This is a genomic window from Caldalkalibacillus mannanilyticus JCM 10596, from assembly GCF_000615945.1.
Classification (GTDB): domain Bacteria; phylum Bacillota; class Bacilli; order Caldalkalibacillales; family JCM-10596; genus Bacillus_AT; species Bacillus_AT mannanilyticus.
This window is the reverse complement of sequence record NZ_BAMO01000003.1, coordinates 18,509-36,953: the sequence shown is the minus strand read 5'-3', so window position 1 is coordinate 36,953 and position 18,445 is coordinate 18,509. Positions and strand designations below refer to the sequence as shown.

The window sequence follows — 18,445 nt, the reverse complement described above, 5'->3', positions numbered from 1 at the left end:
TTTCCGTTTACACTACATCTTCATTTGGTTTCAACACAAAGGAACCAAAACCAAGTAATACAATACCAAAAAGAAGGAGAATGCCAAGCTGTATACTAATTTGCACTAGATCTTCCCCTGCAGCAAGCCTTTCAATACTTTCTATCGCCCATTTTTGAGGAACAAAGTTGGCTAGCTTTTGCATAAAATCAGGCATGATGGAAATGGGCCACCAACATCCCCCAATCATCGCGCTCGGAGTGATAATCAACGAATTAATCGTAGAGATCGTTTTATGGTTTTTGACCAACCCTGCTACGGCAGTCCCTATTCCCACAGTGGCGAATATAAAGAGCGAGAATACGAGGAGTAAGTGGGGCAACGAAACCCCATATTGATAACCCAGAATATATTTGGTGACACATAACACGATGATAATTTGGAGCAAACCAAGCCCAAAGCTACCAAGAAAATAACCAATTGCTATCTCAATCGAGCGTATAGGAGTTGTATAGATACGAGCCATAGTACGCATCGTCCGATCCTCCATGACTAGTCCAAGAGAACTCATGATAAGTCCCATAACGAAAAACAGCATAAAACCAATGACTAGAAATCGTCTTTCATTGACAGGAAGATTTTGATCAATTTTGGATAAGGAAATCTGCGTTTGATTTTGCTGATGGATTACTTTTTCAATAAGAGTTAGCTGTTCAGCTTCTGTTGGTTGGTAGGGCAAGAGTCCATGAACCGTTTGGGCTAGCTGACTGACTTGCTCTCTTAAATATAACTCTGTGCTGACCGCAGTATCACTTACGGCTAAATAGTAGTATTCAACCTGCGGAGCTTTTCCGGCTAAAAGCTGCTGACTGAAATTTTCTGGAATAATAAATCCAGCACGTATCTTCTGCAACATAATTTTTTCCTTCAAGCCTTCTTCATCGTATTCTTCAAAAGTATACTCAGTATTCGTAGACAAAGAGTGAAGTAAATGAGAGCTTAATTCCCCTTGATCATGATTGGCATAGGCGATGTGAATGGGTTCAGATGAATCGCTCCCTAAGAAATGAACAATCAAGGACATAAGAATCGTAGGGAAAAGAAGGTAGGCAATGATGCCTTTGGGACGCCCGAACATTCGTTTAAAGAGATAAAATGTAATGGTTAAGCTATTCATTGTAACCCGCCTTTCGATAAAAACCAATAGAGCAGAGAGTAAGTGTCATGACTATGGCAAATAAGTACATAAGATTGTGATAAATATGACTAGGATCTTGACCTAGCATGAGCTGAATCAAGCCCTGGTGTGCCCAATAATTGACTGTAAATTGCTGTAGGGTAGCAAAGACACCCTCGGTATGTGGAACCATACCACCAGCAATAAAAGTCATGACCCCGATAAAGGCTGAGAATACACTTCCTAATGTCTTAACATTGTGGAAGATGAAAGAAACCAATAAAGCCATCCCCATTGAAGCAAAGATCGTGAGTAATAGGATTAAAATGATATAGCCAATAGATTCTCCCCAATCGACATCATACACCAAAGCAGTGAAAACAAGGATGATACCAGCTTGGATAAAGGCTAAGAGGACATTACCCAAAAGCTTTCCAAGGACAATGTGATACGATGTAATGGGAAGGGAATGTAGGCGTTCTAAGGTGTGCTTTTCTCTTTCCTCTACTAAACTAATGGCAGCAGTTAGCCCAGTATATAATAGAAACATTATCAACATGGTTGAGGTGTAATATTGAACAGCAGAAAAGTCCTTCTCTCGATGTAGCTTTCCAGAGATCACATAGTCTTGAGAAGTGCTTGAAGAAAGAGCGGACTCTTTTATCATGTTCTTTTCTAGAGAGAGAGCTGCCACAACAGCCCCCGTAGCTTGAACACGATTTAGTTCATCTAAGAACGACCGAATGATCGTTTCTGCTGTTCGATTTTTTACTTGAGAATAGCCTAGAAAGAGCTTAAGTTCTGTCTCGCTTCTAGATATAACAGCCTCAGTAAAGCCGTGTGGAATCATTAGTCCAAATTGTCCTTCACGCTCTTTTATTGCCTCCTCCACCTTCTCTATTGAGTCAACGTAATGAACGTGAATCATTTCTTTGATGGGTTCAGTTTCCAGAAATTGTTGTAAGGCAAAAGATATTTCTTTGGCATCAGCATCATAGAGATACAGATCTAATGGCTCTATTGCCCTATCTGTGACTCTAAAATCTTCGGATAAGGCAGAGCCTAAAATAAAGATAAGTAATAGTGGAGTAATGATGAGCATGACAAATAAGAATTTCATTCTCCAGTATCTTTTTAATTCATAGATTGCAATTGTCCATATTGACATCATGATGAACCTCCCATGTCCTTCTAAACCATGATTGTTAATTCGATTCTTACATTATCCATCTCTTAGACTACGTCCAGTTAAGGATAAGAAAAGCATTTCAAGATTAGGCTCAATTTGCTTTAAGGATTTAATTTTTACTTGATGCTGAGCAAGGATGAACAATATATCCTGTAGAAAAAATTGAGAGTTTTCTAAATAAATTTCAAGCGTTTGAGCTTCATGTAGAACCTGCTTTACATTAGGATGCTTTTGGATCTCTTTAAAAGCATCCGGAACCATGCCTGAAAGCTCAAGGATAAGCTTTTCTTCATTTTTAATTTTTTGACGCAACTCCTCCTGAGTTCCAGATATCATGAGATGTCCTTGATCCATGATTCCGACACGATCACTGATGGCGGCGACCTCCTCCATGTAGTGACTTGTATAGATGATGGTTGTTCCTCTGCGGTTTAACTCCTTGATGCTTTCAAGAATATGGTTTCTTGATTGGGGGTCGATTCCTACTGTAGGTTCGTCCATTATTAAGAGCTGAGGCTGGTGAACAATGGCACAAGCGATATTGAGCCGGCGTTTCATTCCTCCTGAGAAAGTAGAGGGGTATTCTTTTTGACGATCAAGTAGACCAACAAAGGATAAGGCTTCATCTACACGCTGGTGTAGGAGCTTTCCACGCATACCATGTAACTTTCCAAAGAATAAAACATTATCCTTTGCTGTAAGTGTTTCGTAAATGGCTAATTCTTGTGGAACTAAACCAAGTCTTTTTTTTGCTTCTAAGGGATTGCGATTGACACTGATACCATGAAAGATAATCTCTCCTTGATCGATTTTGATCAGACCACAAAGCATCTTTATTGTCGTGCTTTTTCCAGCTCCGTTGGGTCCTAAGAGACCAAATATTTCTCCTTCTTGAATGGACAAGCTTAAATGATCGATCGCGACTTTGGATTGATATCTTTTGACTACATTCTTCATTTCAATTAGACTCATCGTTCTTCTTCCCTTCTTCTGTCCGATTCGTTTTGTCTTCTTATTGTAACTGGTTCTTTTCCGTTACACAGGTAGAGAAAGTCATGAAGGTGATATGACAAAAGTCATATGACTATGCAAATAAAGAATGTGTTATAATCTAGCCAATCTACGGAGAGTGAAGGAGCTTAGGAATGGAGCAGAAATTGCTTTGGATTCGTTACTTTTTAATCCTTATTGCCCTGTTAGGAACCATTTTTTTAGAAGAGGTGGGTTCTTATAAAATCTATACTTTTTTAAGTTTGTTGTATATCGCCTTAGATCAGCTTCTGCATAGAAAGTTGGATGAGGGAAAACAAGCGCTGCTTTTAGTGCTTCAGCTTTGTTTTATTACTTTTTTAAACCATAGCTATATGGGGATGATGTTTGTTTTGTACTACTCCACTCTATTGAGTTTTTTTAGACAGACGAGAAGTGTATGGCAGGTGCTCTATACTTTGATTCAATGGATAGTGATGAATGTGATGTTGTTGCATGAAACTCAACAGGTTTTGATTCTGGCCAACCTTATGTATGGTGTCATGGTCGCCTCTATCTTCTTAATGCGGAATATTTTTCTCCAAAGAGAGGAAATTCAACATCTCTATGATTCTCTGCGCAAAAAGCATTATGAATTGGAGGAGGCAAGAGGGAGACTTTTAGAACATTCTCGGAAGGTAGAGAATTGGGCTCAGCTTGAAGAGCGTAATCGAATATCAAAATCGATTCATGATGATATCGGTCACCAGTTGATACGCTGTAAAATGATGATGGAGGCAGTGATTCAGGTACTTCCAACAAATCAAGAAAAGGGAATGGAGCTTATTTATCAGGTGCGGGATCACCTGTCTGCTAGTATGGATATTCTACGTAAGACCGTAAGACAATTAAAGCCCAATGAACGGCAAATGAGAAATATTTCTTTAAAGCAATGGATGGATTCGTTCGCTCTCGAAAGTGGCGTAGAAGTTGATTTTCAAATAGAGGGCGAGCCTTACACTTTGTTTCCAAGCATGGAGGTGGTGCTATATCGCAATGTACAAGAGGCGTTTAGTAATGCTATTCGCCATGGACAAGCAACTAAAATAGAGGTTCGGCTGATCTACGATACGGAAGGAGTACAGTTAATCATTCGCAATAACGGATCCCCTCCATCTGAAGGTTTTGAGAAGGGACTAGGTATAAAAGGAATGGAGGAACGAGTTGAACTGATTGGTGGAGAATGTTTGGTAGAATCCAGAAATCCATTTACGATCAAGACCGTGTTACCCTACAAGAGAAAGGTGGATGTAAGTTGATTCGTGTATTAATAGTAGATGATGATTTATTTATTCGTGAGAGCTTGAAATTAATTATTCAGCAGGCTGTAGATATGGAAGTGGTGGGGACCTGCCAACAGGGGGAGGAGGCGTACCAATTTTGTTTCGAAAACTCGACTGAGGTGGATGTCATACTGATGGATATTCGAATGCCAGTGTGTGACGGGGTAGAGGCAACGAAGCGAATGAAGCAAATGAACCCAGAGTTGGTGATTTTAATATTAACCACCTTTGACGATGACGAGTATATTCTAGAAGCCCTAAAGCATGGGATTCATGGGTATATGCTAAAAAATGTACCGCCAGATCAGATTCTTGAAGGGATCAGGATGGTGGCACAAGGACATATGCTAGTACATCCTCATGTGGCTAGAAAGCTGCCAAGTTTTCTTCATGCTAAACCGCAAAGCTCTGTAGATTTACAAACCTATGGTCTGACGCCTACAGAGCAAAAAATTCTTGAGCATATAGCAGAAGGACTATCTAATAAAGAAATATCTCAGGCTCTTTTTCTAAGCGAGGGAACAGTGAAAAATTATATTACTCAAATGCTAGGAAAGCTTCAGCTTAGAGATCGAACACAGATGGCTATTTTTTATTTAAAAAATACGAGTGGAGCATAAAGGATCGTTCACTTAAAATGATGTCCAATGCTGCTGAAGGAGTTTACGCAGAATGAACACTAGATTCATTTGCTGACGATATAAGGTTTGTGCTTTTTCGACGGCGATCGGTGTAAAGCTGATCTTGTGATGTGCTTGCATTTGTGCGATGAAGGAAAGATCAATGGAAGCGACACAAGCTATTTTCGTGTAGCCACCTGTTGTTTGGCGATCGGACATCAGAATGATAGGCTGTCCGTCCGCTGGAACCTGAATTCCTCCAAGGGGAACAGCTTCAGATAAGATATCCGCTCCATCTAGATGCTCGATAGCAGGGCCTTGTAATCGGATTCCCATCCGATCCATTTGAGGGCTCACATGATAGGTTTCTGAAAAAAAGGTTTGAAGTCCTTTTGAAGTGAAATGATGGGTCTGTGGACCCTGAATAACTCGGATAGGCTGTACTTCAGCAGGGTAGATTAATTTGGTTAGCTGTGTAAGACGAAATGAAGGAACCTTCTGCCCTCTTATGGCTGGGGTAGAAGGATAGGGGAGAATATCTCCTTTTTGCAAAGCTCTTCCTTTCCAGCCTCCTATTTTTCCTTTGACATAAGTGGAGCAGCTTTGAAATACGTTAGGTACATCAAATCCTCCATAGATGCTAGATAGGATCTACAGCCTGCCACAGCTCTACCGAATGTAAGAATATCTCCTTCTCTTACAGCTACCGCTTGCCACATAGGAATTGTTTGACCGTTGAGCATTGGGGATAAGTTAGCCCCCGTGATAGCAATATAGGTAGGCTGTGAAAAATATAATCGAGGTCCTACTAGAGTGATTTCCAGTGCTGGACTCGTTGGTTTATTTCCCACTAGGATATTCCCAATCTGATAGGAAAAAGAGTCCATTGCCCCCGAAACAACGATCCCTGATGCCTGAAAGCCAGAGCGTCCTTGGTCCTGAATGGTATCTAATAATCCAGCTTTTTCTACGATTAATCCTTCCATTTCGTTAAAGACTCCACTTCAATGGATGCGTGATGAAGAGCTTTGCTTAGCTTCTCAGCAAACTCTGGAGCGTTGGGCGAATCCCCATGGATACAGATCGTGTCTGCTTTTAGTGTTAGTTCCATCCCCTCAATACTAGCTACTTTTTTCTCTTGAACCATTTGAATCACCTGCTTAATGGCCATATCCACCTCGTGAATAACGGCTTGTGGATGTGTTCTAGGGGTTAGACTCCCGTCCTTTTGATAGGTTCGATCAGCAAATACTTCATGGGCTGTGACAAGGCCGATGTTTTCCCCTGCCTTGACTAATTCGCTATTGGCTAAGCCAAATAGAATAGCCTCAGGTGCAACATGATAGACGGCTTGAGCAATTGCTTGGGCAATCACGGCATCCTTAGCGGCTGTATTATATAAGGCTCCGTGAGGCTTAACATGGCTCATGATGCCGCCGAAAGCACGAGTCATACTCTGTAGAGCGCCAACCTGATACAGCACCATATGATAGACCTCCTGTGGTGAAACTTGTAATGCACGACGTCCAAAGCCGACCAAGTCTGGATAGCCCGGATGAGCACCAATGGAGATGTTTTGCTGTAAGCACATCGCAATGGTTTTAGCCATCACAGAGGGGTCCCCTGCATGGTAGCCACAGGCAATATTAGCTGAGGTAATAAAGGGAAGCACCTTTTCATCCTGACCCATCGTATAAGCTCCGAAGCTTTCCCCCATGTCACAATTTAAATCTACTTTCATAGTGCTAAAATCACTCCTCACATTCTGAGTATATGTATCTATTAATTTGAACTTCTTGACCGATAGATCGAGCGTTTTGCAGTTCTAAAAATGTAGTAAGCCCAATGGGTACAAAGCGTATGTAGTCCCCAGCGTTTAATAGAATGGGCTGTTCATTTTCTGGCTCATATAAATGGAGAGGGGTTCTTCCAATAATTCTCCATCCACCAGGACTTTCAATAGAATAAACTCCTGTTTGGTTCCCGGCAATTCCTACTGAACCAGCGGCTACTTTTGCCCGTGGTCTGGAAAGGCGTGGTGTGGCAATGCGAGGAGATAATCCTCCGAGGTAAGGGAAGCCGGGAGCAAACCCTAACATATAGACTAGATAAGGTCGGGAAGAATGCAGAGAGATGACCTCTTCTATACTGAGCTGGTGATAAGAGGCAACGTCAGCTAAGTCTGGACCATAATCCCCTCCATAGAGCACGGGGATTTCGATGATATAGCGCTTTACTTTTGGAGTTTTTTGTAGCTGGTTTGTAAGGGAACGAAGCTGCTGTGTTAATTCATCATAACTAATTTTTAGTGCATCATAATAGAGAGTGATGGTTGTATAAGCAGGGACAGCTTCTGTAATGGGGAGTTCTGTCTGCTCTTGAAGCAAAGCCATATAGTGTAGGATCTGTTTATGGATATCTTCATCGATTTGTTCGCCAAAGACCAGTTGGATGGCTTGATCTCCCAAGGGATGGAAGTGAATCATGGGATTCTCTCCTTTTCTTTTTTGTTCGGCCTCTTTCATCCACTATTATTATAATAGATCCATGGTTTGAAGATAAGTCTAGAATAGCAAGAGAAGGATTTTAGAAAAACTCCTTTTAATTGTCTATTTTACGAGTTAGACATGGGCAAACACATTTGATATAATTGACTCGGTATTTGGTTAAGATTAGAAAAATCAGCAAGAACCTTTTATAGTTGGAGGGAAGGATTCATGGATTTATTAAATCTGTATCAAAACAATTATTTAATGATTATTTCTTTCCTTATTTTAGGCGTTTTTTTGCCTGTAGCTGCCCTTACTTTTGGGAGATTTTTACGTCCGCATAATCCAACCTCGGAGAAGATGACAACGTATGAAAGCGGTGTCGATCCGATTGGAGAAAGCTGGATTCGATTTAATGTACGTTATTATATTTTTGCTTTGCTTTTTGTCATATTTGATGTTGAAACCGTATTCTTGTACCCTTGGGCTGTAGCTTATGAACATCTTGGTCTATTTGCACTAATAGAAATGCTCATATTCGTAGCCCTTTTACTCGTGGGACTCATCTATGCTTGGAAAAAGAAGGTGCTCAAATGGAACTAAATTTAGAAGGTATTACACCTGAAGAACGGGAAGAGCTTCAACGAAATGTTTTTTTAACAACTTTAGAACAAGTGAAGGCATGGGCTAGAAGTAATTCTCTTTGGCCCTTAACTTTTGGATTGGCCTGTTGTGCGATTGAGATGATGGGCACAGGAGCATCCCATTATGATTTAGACCGTTTCGGTGTCATTTTCAGAACTTCTCCCCGTCAATCGGATGTGATGATTGTAGCGGGAACGGTGACGAAAAAGATGGCTCCGTTGCTTCGACGTCTCTACGATCAAATGGCAGAACCGAAATACGTTATTGCGATGGGAGTTTGCGCGACAGCAGGAGGTCCTTATATCAAATCCTATGCTGTGGTTAAGGGAGTGGATCAGGTGGTTCCTGTGGATGTCTATATCCCGGGCTGTCCACCGAATCCAGCTGCTTTGATCTATGGAATTAACAAGCTGCAAGAAAAAATCCGCTATGAAGCTAAGACAGGAAAGCGGGTGACTACATAATGAGTGATCAAGAAAAGAAGGATGTAACGGCAGAAGAAAAGAAGCTGGCGGCCGAGAAGGCAAAAGCCGCAGCCAAAGCGAAGGCTGCTGCGGCTGCGAAAGCAAAGGCGGCAGCTGCTGCCAAAGCTAAACAAGCAGCTATGGAACAGCAGAACGAAAGCACGTTAGCTGATGGTGCTGAACCTAATTTTGAACCTGATGTCTACAAAGCAACTACACCTGAGAATAATCCGGAGCAGAGTGATCAAGTTGTGGATGCTGTCAAGGATACAGACGGCGAAGCAGTAGATTCAGGAGATGATATGGCGAAAGCGAAAGCGAAAGCCGCTGCGGCTGCGAAAGCCAAAGCTGCTGCCGCCGCAAAGGCAAAAGCTGCTGCGGCAGCCAAAGCAAAGGCTAGTGCTGGAGAAGACACTACTAGCGAGGCGGAAGCAACAGATGATGATGCCAAAGCGAAAGCCGCTGCTGCTGCGAAAGCCAAAGCCGCTGCCGCCGCAAAGGCAAAGGCTGCTGCTGCAGCCAAGGCAAAAGCAAGTGCAGAAGGAGCTTCCGGTGAGGCTCTCTCAGAAGATGAGGAAGCGAAAGCCAAAGCGGTGGCTGTAGCGAAAGCGAAGGCTGCTGCCGCTGCGAAAGCCAAAGCCGCTGCGGCTGCTAAAGGAGCGGATGCTGGAGAAGAAGCTGAGCCGAAAAAACCATCCATCAATCAACCAGTCTTAGATCGAATCGTTAAAGTGATCAGTGAGCATTTGGGGCAGGAAGTCATTGAAGAATCCTATATCAATGAGCGAGGCAAGGACGTACCTACCCTAGTCATAAAAAATGAAAGATGGTTTGAGGTTGCTCAGTTCCTCAAACACAATGAACAACTGGCTTTTGACTATTTATCTATCTGCATGGCTCGGACTTCGAGAGTCATATGGAGGTCTATTTTCACTTCTATTCTTACAAAGAAAAGCACTCATTAGCAGTAAGGGTAAAGACAGAGCGTGAGCAAGCTACCATCGCCTCCATTACTCCTATTTGGTTTGGAGCTGATTGGCCAGAACGCGAAACCTATGATTTGTTAGGGATTGTTTTTGAAGGGCATCCCAATTTAACTCGCATTTTGCTGCCAGATGATTGGGTTGGCTATCCATTAAGAAAAGATTATGAACAACATGATGAGGAGGTGTAGAGGACAATGATTAGAACAGAAGAAATGCTGCTCAATGTTGGGCCTCAGCACCCTAGTACACACGGGGTGTTCCGTGTCGTAATAAAAATAGATGGTGAAATTATCACTGAAGCAACGCCAGTGATTGGTTACCTACATCGTGGAACAGAGAAACTAGCTGAGGATCTTAATTATACTCAAATTATTCCTTACACAGATCGTATGGATTATTTATCTGCGATGACAGGGAATTATGTGATCTGTCATGCGGTGGAAACCTTAATGGGTCTTGAGATTCCGGAGCGCGCAGAATACTTGCGTGTCATTGCGATGGAGTTAGGACGAATAGCCAGCCACCTTGTATGGTTTGGAACCTATCTGCTAGATATAGGGGCTATGAGTCCGTTTTTATATGCTTTCCGTGAACGGGAAATGATTACGAATATGATTAATGAATTGTGTGGAGCTCGCTTAACGTTCAACTACATGCGTGTAGGTGGAGTGAAGTGGGATGCACCTGAGGGATGGATTCAGAAGGTTAAAGAGTTTATTCCTTATATGAGAGAGCAATTAGAAGGTTATCATCAGCTTGTTACAGGAAATGAGATCTTCTTGACTCGTGTCAAAGGAGTAGGGATCTATAATGCTGAAACAGCGATCAAGTATTCACTAAGTGGTGCTAATCTTCGATGTACAGGGGTGAAGTGGGATCTGCGCAAAAACGAGCCTTATTCCATCTATGATCGTTTTGAGTTCGATGTTCCGACAGAAACAGAAGGAGATGCTTATTCTAGATATTTAATTAGAATGGAAGAAATGCGTCAATCGCTTCGTATTCTAGAACAAGCAGTAGAACAATTTCCTTCATCTGGAGAGATCATGGGTAAGGTACCAAGGGTCATCAAGCCTCCAGCAGGAGAAACGTTCGTTCGTATTGAGTCACCTAGAGGGGAAATCGGCTGTTATATCCATAGTAAAGGAAAACCCCAGCCCTATCGATTAAAGTTTCGCAGACCGTCCTTCTACAATCTTCAAATATTGCCTGAATTGTTAAAAGGGCAGAACATTGCTAATTTAATCACTATTTTAGGTGGAATTGATATTGTTCTTGGGGAGGTGGATGGATAATGATGAATGATCTTTTGACATCTACCCCATCCTGGCTAAATTTTTTCATTTATTTAGGCTTAACGGCTGCCTTTTTAGGAGTGGTTTTAGGATTTGTAACGTATGCGATTTTAGCAGAGCGTAAAGTCATTGGTTATATGCAGCTACGTATTGGGCCCAATCGTGTCGGAGGACGTTTCGCTTTATTACAGACTGTCGCTGACGTTTTAAAGCTTTTGTTGAAAGAGGACACCATGCCTAAGAAAGCGGATCGAGCCTTATTTGTAATTGCTCCGGTCATTGCTTTTGTTCCTGCGTTTATGGTTATTGCTGTTATTCCTTTTACAGAGAACCTGTACTTTTCAGACCTAGGAGTAGGCTTGCTTTATTATTTAGCAATTTCTGGCTTGACTACCTTTGGAGTGATTACAGGCGGATGGGCATCGAATAACAAGTATGCACTATTAGGCGGTATGCGTTCAGTAGCAGATGATTTCTTATGAGATCCCGCTAGTGATGTCTGTGATAGGAGTCATTTTATTAACAGGAAGTTTGAACTTAATTGATATTGTGGAAGCACAGTCAAGAACCTATTGGTATATTCTTTTACAGCCAGTGGCTTTTATCATTTTTATGATTGCATCTGTAGCAGAATTAAATCGAACCCCATTCGACTTGCCTGAGGCAGAATCTGAACTGGTTGCAGGATATCATGTAGAATATAGTGGATTTCGCTTCGCCTTCTTTATGCTGGCAGAGTATGTCTATCTTTTTGCGATGGCGTCACTTGTCACGGTGTTATTCCTAGGTGGCTGGTATCCTCCATTCGCTTTCCTTGACTTTATTCCGGGTGTGGTCTGGTTCTTATTGAAGTTTTCAGCCATTGTGTTCTTCATGTTCTGGATTCGAGCTACATTCCCTCGTTTACGAGCGGATCATCTTATGGAGTTTGGTTGGAAAGTGTTACTCCCATTAGCCTTGATCAATATTTTTGTCACGGCATTAGTAAAAGAATTGTTCTTTAGATCTTAGTTAAAGGAAGTGATACCATGTTCGGATTAGTGAAAGGGTTAGGATTTACTCTAAAGAGCCTTGCACAAAAGAAAGTAACCTATTCTTATCCTGACGTGCCGCTTGAGATGCCAGATCGCTTTAGAGGGATACAGCATTTTTATCCAGAGAAGTGTATTGTCTGTAATCAATGTGCGGCCATCTGTCCTACAGATTGTATTCAATTAACGGGAAAACCACATCCCGATCCAAATAACAAAAAGAAAATCATTGATACGTATGATATTAATTTTGAAATCTGTATTCTCTGTGATCTCTGTACAGAGGTCTGTCCTACTGAGGCGATTGTGATGTCCAATAATTTTGAGCTGGCATCCTATAGTCGAGATGATTTATTTAAGAACCTAGAATGGTTACATGAGAACACGAAGAATACAAGAGAGGTGAACAAACCATGAGTGGTGAGTTAGTTGTATTCTTCATTCTGGCTCTTTTTACCTTGGGTGGAGCGGTTCTGATGATTAACCTGACTAAAGTGGTTCATATGGTTGTTGCTCTTGCTTTTACTTTTATTAGTATAGCGGGAATTTATGTTCTTTTGGATGCAGAGTTTATCGCTTTTGCTCAGGTGCTTATTTATGGAGGGGCGGTTTCGATTATTATGTTATTTGGAATCATGTTAACCAAACATAATGATCATGATGAAACAAGAAATGCAGGTCATAAATGGCTGGCTAGAATTGGAGTAGGAGTATTTTTCCTTGTCACGTTGTATGCCATTAACGGTGTTAACTGGCTTCCTGAGCCTTCAGCCATGTATGATGACAACACAACTCAAATCGGAATTCAGTTATTTTCCAAGTATGTTATTCCTTTTGAGTTAACCTCTGTGGTTTTATTAGTGGCATTGGTTGGAGCCATTATTTTAGCGAAGCGCGATGATCACCCTGAGCCTGTAAAAGAAGGTGAAAAAAATGAGTAGTATCCCTTTAGCTACCTATCTAAGTGTGGCTGCCATTTTATTTTCCATTGGTTTGTATGGAGCCCTGACCAAGAGAAATGCTGTCGTGGTTCTTATCTGTATAGAATTGATGCTAAATGCTGTAAATATTAATCTGATTGCATTTTCTAAGCTAGGTCTGTTCCCTCATATTACAGGGCAGGTGTTCACTGTTTTTACGATTTCTGTGGCTGCGGCAGAAGCGGCTGTGGGCTTAGCGATTCTCATTGCTTTATATCGTAATCGAGCCACGGTTAATGTAGATGAGATGAACATGATGAAGCGATAGGAGGTAGTTTGTGTTGATGATAGAAAACGTATGGCTTATACCTCTCTTTCCGCTCTTAGCTTTTATCCTGTTGATTGCTTTTGGGCGTCAGTTAAAAGCAGGATCTGCATGGCTAGGAACTCTATTTATGTTGGGAGCATGGATCCTAGCAACGATGACGTTGATCGAAAGACTTCAGTCAGAGCAGGTTGCTCCTATTGTGTTTGACTGGTTGAATATTGGAGATCAGTATATCACGATGGGAATAGAGGTAACACCATTAAATGCTTTAATGTTATTTATAGTCACTTTCGTCAGTTTATTAGTACATATCTATTCTAGAGGATATATGGATGGGGATAATCGTATTGCTGTATTTTATTCTTACTTATCTCTGTTTACCTTCTCCATGCTAGGCTTAGTTATTTCACCCAACCTGCTTCAAATGTATATCTTTTGGGAGTTGGTCGGAGTATGCTCCTTCTTACTAGTTGGCTTTTACTACTATAAACCAGAAGCAAAAGCGGCTGCTAAGAAAGCCTTTATTGTCACGAGAATAGGAGATGTCGGTTTCTTTGTCGGAATGATTCTTTTATTCTGGCAGGTAGGTAGCTTTGATTTAGCCGCGATCTTTCAGGCTGTACAAAACCAGCAGATTGAGAGTGGAATGATAACGTTGATCGCCATTTTAATTTTTATCGGGGCGATCGGAAAATCAGGACAATTCCCATTACACACGTGGCTACCTGATGCCATGGAGGGACCTACACCAGTCAGTGCTTTGATCCATGCGGCAACCATGGTGGCTGCGGGGGTATACCTAGTAGCTGTTCTCTTTCCACTGTTTGAGGCATCACCAGTTGCTCTAGATGTTGTTGCCTATGTCGGAGCATTTACGGCTATTTTTGCCGCTTCGATAGGTTTGGTTCAAAATGATATCAAGCGAGTCCTTGCCTATTCCACAGTGAGTCAGCTTGGCTTCATGATGCTAGCTTTGGGAGCAGCAGGGTATGTAGCCGGTGTCTTTCATCTAATGACACATGCCTTTTTCAAAGCTTTGCTGTTCTTGGCAGCAGGTAGTGTGATTCACGCAGTCCACACACAGGACATTCGCGAGATGGGCGGTTTGTTTAATCGCATGAAGCTTACAGGAGTATTGTTCTTCATTGGCTGTTTAGCGATTGCAGGGATTCCGCCATTCTCTGGCTTCTTCTCGAAAGAAGAAATCCTGCTAACGGTTTGGGCGGATGGGCGTTATGGAGTCTTTATTGTTGCAGTGATTACTGCCTTCTTTACCGCTTTTTATATGTTCCGTCTATTCTTTAAGGTCTTTAGCGGTTCAGCTAAAACAACTGCGGTGAACAAGGCACATGAATCTCCGTTTGTCATGGTTCTCCCTATGATATTATTAGGTGTTTTGGCGGTTACGGCAGGCTTTACGCATACTCATTTCTTCGGTACTTGGTTAGGAGATTGGCTTGTTACAGGTCCTGCTCATACCTATGGACTTATCGTCCGAGAGGCTCCTCTGTGGATTATGCTTTTAGCGATTGGAGTTTCCATTGCAGGGATTTGGCTCGCTTATCTGCTCTATGTTAAGAGATCGATTTCCAAGGAAATGTTTATGGGCAGTTTCCCATGGGCGTATGATGTCTGGCTCAATAAATACTATATAGATGAATTATATCAAGCTACAGTTGTGCGAGGTCTAAGAGGAGTAGGTGTTCTCCTTCATTACTTTGATACATATGTGGTCGAAGGAATCGTCAACCTCTTTAGCAATGTGACCACGGGTCTAGCTGGAGTAGGGGCGAAGCTACAGAATGGACAGGTGCAAACATATGGTATTGTTGTCATCATAGGTTTTGTCGTTCTATTCGTAGCCTTTATGAGTGCAGGGGGGTATTTAGGATGATTTCAAACTATTTATTAACATTGATTGCCTTCTCCCCACTCCTTGGAATTCTAGCTGTTCTTTTTGTTCCGAAGCAAAAAGCAGGTTTAATTAAAGCGATAGGAATCGTAGTGACTTTGATCCCTCTTGCTTTGTCTATCCTATTGGTTGGCTCATTTGATTTTAATAAGCAAGAATATCAATTTGTTGAACATGTCCAGTGGATTACGTTTCAAATTCCCGCTACACAAAATTCATTATTAGAAATTGATTATGAATTAGGGGTAGATGGTCTAGCTGTTACCTTGATTCTACTAACCACTGTGATTGCTTTCTTAGCTGCCATTGCCTCCGTGCATATTAAAAAGAGATGGAAGGAATATTTTATCCTGTTTTTTATCCTTGAAACAGGAATGCTAGGGGTCTTTATGTCCTTAAATCTTTTCCTTTTCTTTATTTTCTTTGAGCTAACCATTATCCCAATGTTTTTCTTAATTGGTATCTGGGGTTATATGGAAAGAGAGAAGGCGGCAAACTCCTTCCTGATTTATAATGGAATAGGTTCAGCGGCGATGCTAATTGCTTTTGTTACCTTGTTCATTTTCACTCGTGAGGTGAATATTCCAGCATTGCAGTATATTATGGGTCATCCTCAAGTGAAGGAGTCCTTTAGATTTGGGTTGTTTTTGACTCTCGTATTTGCTTTTGGAGTCAAGCTTCCGATTTTTCCTTTGCATACTTGGATGCTCAAGGTGCATGTACAGGCTCCACCTGCTATTGTAATGATTCACTCAGGAATCCTGTTGAAATTGGGAGCCTACGGATTGATTCGCCTAGGAATGGGGATTTTTCCTGAGGAAACCTACGCCTTTTCCTATATTCTTGCGATTCTAGGAGTGGTCAATATCCTCTATGGAGCGATTTTGGCTTTTGTCCAAAAAGACCTCAAAATGGTTTTGGCATACTCTAGTATTTCACATATGGGAATTGTGCTTCTGGGGATTGCAGCTCTTAACTACAGTGGACTTCAGGGTGCGATTTTTCAAGTGATTTCTCATGGTTTAATTTCCGCTTTACTCTTCTTCCTCATCGGGGTTATATATGAGCGAACCAACACTTCTATGATTGACCAAATGGGGGGCTTAGCGAAAAGCATGCCATTTATCTCAGGCGTACTCTTGGCTGCTGCATGGCAAACCTTGGTCTACCAGGTATGAGTGGGTTCATTAGTGAATTTCTTGCCTTTAAAGGCTTGTTCGCCGTTTACCCTTGGGTTGCAGCAGTAGGTGTGCTAGGTATTATTCTAACGGCGGTTTATTTACTCAGAGCGGTGTTGAATACGACATTTGGTCCAGCCAAGGAAGAGTTTGCTGAGATCTCAGATGCTAGGGGCTTTGAGGTGGTTCCGATGGTTCTGTTATTGGGACTGATTATTCTCATTGGAGTCTATCCAAATATGTTAGCTGAGGCGTTAGGCCTCTCAGTAGATACTATTTTACAGAGCCTGTGGGCTAGGATAGGAGGGTATTAGAGATGGATATGCAGGAGCTATTAAGTTATCCATGGAGCATTATGATGCCCGAGTTCATTATCCTAGGCGTGGCAACATTCTTGTCATTACTAGATCTCTTTATGAAAGAAAAGACCAATCGAAAAATCATTGCTTATATTGCATTGGCTGGAGTTGGAGCGGCTTTGTTCTTCGTCCTAAGGCAGCTTCAAACGATCGGGCTAGAACAGCCTGTCTACCAAATTCTACACGATACCTATCGTTTGGATGGATTTGCTATCGCTTTTAAGCTCATTTTTCTGGTAGGTGTTGCTTTTTGTTTGATCTTGTCTTTGGATTACGTCAAAACCAAAGAAATTTCATATGAGGGTGAATTTTACTATTTAATTTTAACGGGGTTATTAGGGGCCATGATTCTAGCCTCTTCAGCAGATATGATCACGATGTTTGTGGGACTAGAGCTACTTTCTCTATCTTCATACATTCTGGTCGGATTGAGGAAAAAACGTCTTCAGTCCAATGAATCAGCATTTAAGTATGTAGTATCAGGCGGGATTGCCACTGCGATTATGCTGTACGGAATGTCCTTTATTTATGGGCTATCTGGTTCGTCTAACCTGTTTGAAATTCAGGATCGTTTAATCACAGCTTATACAGAAGGATATGAATTTCTCATTTATTTTGCCTTCTTCTTGCTATTTGTAGGGATGGCATTCAAGATTTCAGTGGTTCCTTTCCATATGTGGGCACCTGATGTCTATCAAGGAGCTCCTACACCGATTACAGCCTTTTTGTCTGTAGTATCGAAAGCAGCTGGCTTTGCCTTGATGCTTCGTTTGTTCATTGTGACAATCTGGCCTATCGGTGAGTTTAACCAAATGACGGGAATGGCAGATTTAATCTTTTTCGACCTAAACTTCTATCTGGCTTTGGCAGCGGCGGCATCCATGATTATCGGTAACTTACTAGCCTTGCGTCAAACCAATATCAAGCGAATGTTTGCTTATTCGAGTATTGCTCAAGCTGGGTATATTTTAGTTCCTTTGGCGTCATTGTCCCATTTGTTCTTCATTCAGAATAACCAAGTGGTATCCACCATGATCTTCTATCTGTTTGCCTATTTATTTATGAATCTTGGCGCCTTTGCTGTGATTCAGGCTGTAACAAATCAAGCAGGCACAGAGGATATTAAAGCTTTTGCAGGGCTGTATCATCGCTCACCTTGGAAAGCATTTGCCATGACCATATTCTTGCTTTCATTAGCTGGATTACCGATTACCGCAGGTTTTTTTGGTAAGTTTATGATTTTTATGGTGACATTAGATCAAGGGCTATTCTGGTTAGCAGCTGTTATGGTAGTAACAAGTGTCGTTTCTTATTTCTACTATTTTGGAGTGTTTCGTCAGATGTACATGCGTTCAGGGGATTCAGATACACCTATACGCCTCTCTGTAGGAATAGGGGTCGTCACGGTCCTGTGTTTAGTTGGAACGATTGTTCTTGGGTTAGTGCCTACAGATGCGTTGCAGATGATTCACGAACGCTTCCATTTTACCGAACTGTTCTTTAGATAGTTGGAAGAAAGCTAAAAGCAGAACACTCAAATAAACCTGTACTTAAGACCCGG

At 41.7% G+C, this 18,445-nt stretch carries 17 protein-coding genes and 3 pseudogenes; 14 read left to right on the top strand and 6 right to left on the bottom strand.

What is annotated here, in order from left to right; all coding sequences use genetic code 11:
- Positions 1-7: 7 nt before the first annotated feature.
- Genes JCM10596_RS02350 through JCM10596_RS02340 form a run of 3 tightly spaced genes read right to left on the bottom strand, consistent with a single transcriptional unit; the run spans position 8 to position 3,317 of the window.
- On the bottom strand, positions 8-1,156 hold the full coding sequence (locus JCM10596_RS02350; protein WP_025025753.1) for an ABC transporter permease: 1,149 nt from the start codon (positions 1,154-1,156) through the stop codon (positions 8-10).
- Positions 1,149-2,327 carry an ABC transporter permease gene (locus tag JCM10596_RS02345; protein ID WP_081791864.1) on the bottom strand — a complete coding sequence of 393 codons (1,179 nt, stop codon included), beginning with the start codon at positions 2,325-2,327 and terminating at the stop codon, positions 1,149-1,151. Before JCM10596_RS02345 ends, JCM10596_RS02350 begins: the two co-directional genes overlap by 8 nt.
- A 51-nt stretch (positions 2,328-2,378) precedes the next feature.
- Positions 2,379-3,317, bottom strand: a complete 939-nt coding sequence (locus JCM10596_RS02340) for an ABC transporter ATP-binding protein (RefSeq protein ID WP_025025751.1) — start codon at positions 3,315-3,317, stop codon at positions 2,379-2,381.
- 173 nt (positions 3,318-3,490) lie between these two features.
- On the opposite strand from JCM10596_RS02340, the gene JCM10596_RS02335 reads away from it, so the two are divergent.
- Positions 3,491-4,633 carry a sensor histidine kinase gene (locus JCM10596_RS02335; protein ID WP_025025750.1) on the top strand — a complete coding sequence of 381 codons (1,143 nt, stop codon included), beginning with the start codon at positions 3,491-3,493 and terminating at the stop codon, positions 4,631-4,633.
- Positions 4,630-5,277: a response regulator transcription factor gene (locus JCM10596_RS02330; RefSeq protein WP_025025749.1), complete on the top strand. Its 648-nt coding sequence runs from the start codon at positions 4,630-4,632 to the stop codon at positions 5,275-5,277. Before JCM10596_RS02335 ends, JCM10596_RS02330 begins: the two co-directional genes overlap by 4 nt.
- A 12-nt stretch (positions 5,278-5,289) precedes the next feature.
- Here JCM10596_RS02330 and JCM10596_RS28535 read toward each other — a convergent pair.
- The 3 genes and pseudogenes from JCM10596_RS28535 to pxpB form a co-directional block, all read right to left on the bottom strand.
- Positions 5,290-6,164, bottom strand: a pseudogene (locus tag JCM10596_RS28535) (5-oxoprolinase subunit C family protein).
- 86 nt (positions 6,165-6,250) lie between these two features.
- The gene (locus JCM10596_RS02320) at positions 6,251-7,018 is read right to left on the bottom strand and encodes a LamB/YcsF family protein (protein ID WP_025025748.1); all 768 of its coding nucleotides are present in this window, start codon (positions 7,016-7,018) and stop codon (positions 6,251-6,253) included.
- A gap of 10 nt (positions 7,019-7,028) precedes the next feature.
- Positions 7,029-7,763: a 5-oxoprolinase subunit PxpB gene (pxpB, locus tag JCM10596_RS02315; RefSeq protein ID WP_025025747.1), complete on the bottom strand. Its 735-nt coding sequence runs from the start codon at positions 7,761-7,763 to the stop codon at positions 7,029-7,031.
- Positions 7,764-7,994: 231 nt separating this feature from the next.
- On the opposite strand from pxpB, the gene JCM10596_RS02310 reads away from it, so the two are divergent.
- From JCM10596_RS02310 to nuoN, 12 genes and pseudogenes are all read left to right on the top strand, one after another.
- Positions 7,995-8,369, top strand: a complete 375-nt coding sequence (locus tag JCM10596_RS02310; RefSeq protein ID WP_025025746.1) for an NADH-quinone oxidoreductase subunit A — start codon at positions 7,995-7,997, stop codon at positions 8,367-8,369.
- On the top strand, positions 8,360-8,875 hold the full coding sequence (locus JCM10596_RS02305; protein ID WP_025025745.1) for a NuoB/complex I 20 kDa subunit family protein: 516 nt from the start codon (positions 8,360-8,362) through the stop codon (positions 8,873-8,875). Before JCM10596_RS02310 ends, JCM10596_RS02305 begins: the two co-directional genes overlap by 10 nt.
- Positions 8,875-9,840 carry an NADH-quinone oxidoreductase subunit C gene (locus tag JCM10596_RS23405; RefSeq protein ID WP_199900106.1) on the top strand — a complete coding sequence of 322 codons (966 nt, stop codon included), beginning with the start codon at positions 8,875-8,877 and terminating at the stop codon, positions 9,838-9,840. Before JCM10596_RS02305 ends, JCM10596_RS23405 begins: the two co-directional genes overlap by 1 nt.
- Positions 9,792-10,049 (top strand): NADH-quinone oxidoreductase subunit C, encoded by a 258-nt coding sequence (locus JCM10596_RS31115; RefSeq protein WP_199900105.1) that lies wholly within the window; start codon positions 9,792-9,794, stop codon positions 10,047-10,049. The genes JCM10596_RS23405 and JCM10596_RS31115 overlap by 49 nt, the downstream gene beginning before the upstream one ends.
- 6 nt (positions 10,050-10,055) lie before the next feature.
- Positions 10,056-11,156: an NADH-quinone oxidoreductase subunit D gene (locus JCM10596_RS02295; protein WP_025025744.1), complete on the top strand. Its 1,101-nt coding sequence runs from the start codon at positions 10,056-10,058 to the stop codon at positions 11,154-11,156.
- Positions 11,156-12,167, top strand: a pseudogene (nuoH, locus tag JCM10596_RS23400) (NADH-quinone oxidoreductase subunit NuoH). The gene JCM10596_RS02295 and the pseudogene nuoH overlap by 1 nt, the downstream one beginning before the upstream one ends.
- A 17-nt stretch (positions 12,168-12,184) precedes the next feature.
- On the top strand, positions 12,185-12,604 hold the full coding sequence (nuoI, locus tag JCM10596_RS02285; RefSeq protein ID WP_025025743.1) for an NADH-quinone oxidoreductase subunit NuoI: 420 nt from the start codon (positions 12,185-12,187) through the stop codon (positions 12,602-12,604).
- Positions 12,601-13,128, top strand: a complete 528-nt coding sequence (locus tag JCM10596_RS02280) for an NADH-quinone oxidoreductase subunit J (protein ID WP_025025742.1) — start codon at positions 12,601-12,603, stop codon at positions 13,126-13,128. The genes nuoI and JCM10596_RS02280 overlap by 4 nt, the downstream gene beginning before the upstream one ends.
- Positions 13,121-13,435, top strand: coding sequence for an NADH-quinone oxidoreductase subunit NuoK (gene nuoK, locus JCM10596_RS02275; RefSeq protein ID WP_025025741.1), 315 nt, complete (start codon positions 13,121-13,123; stop codon positions 13,433-13,435). The genes JCM10596_RS02280 and nuoK overlap by 8 nt, the downstream gene beginning before the upstream one ends.
- Positions 13,436-13,451: 16 nt before the next feature.
- Positions 13,452-15,329 (top strand): NADH-quinone oxidoreductase subunit L, encoded by a 1,878-nt coding sequence (gene nuoL, locus JCM10596_RS02270; protein ID WP_025025740.1) that lies wholly within the window; start codon positions 13,452-13,454, stop codon positions 15,327-15,329.
- Positions 15,326-16,839 (top strand): annotated as a pseudogene (locus JCM10596_RS23395) (complex I subunit 4 family protein). The gene nuoL and the pseudogene JCM10596_RS23395 overlap by 4 nt, the downstream one beginning before the upstream one ends.
- A 2-nt stretch (positions 16,840-16,841) precedes the next feature.
- Positions 16,842-18,392, top strand: a complete 1,551-nt coding sequence (gene nuoN / locus JCM10596_RS02260) for an NADH-quinone oxidoreductase subunit NuoN (RefSeq protein WP_025025739.1) — start codon at positions 16,842-16,844, stop codon at positions 18,390-18,392.
- The last annotated feature ends 53 nt before the right edge of the window (positions 18,393-18,445 follow it).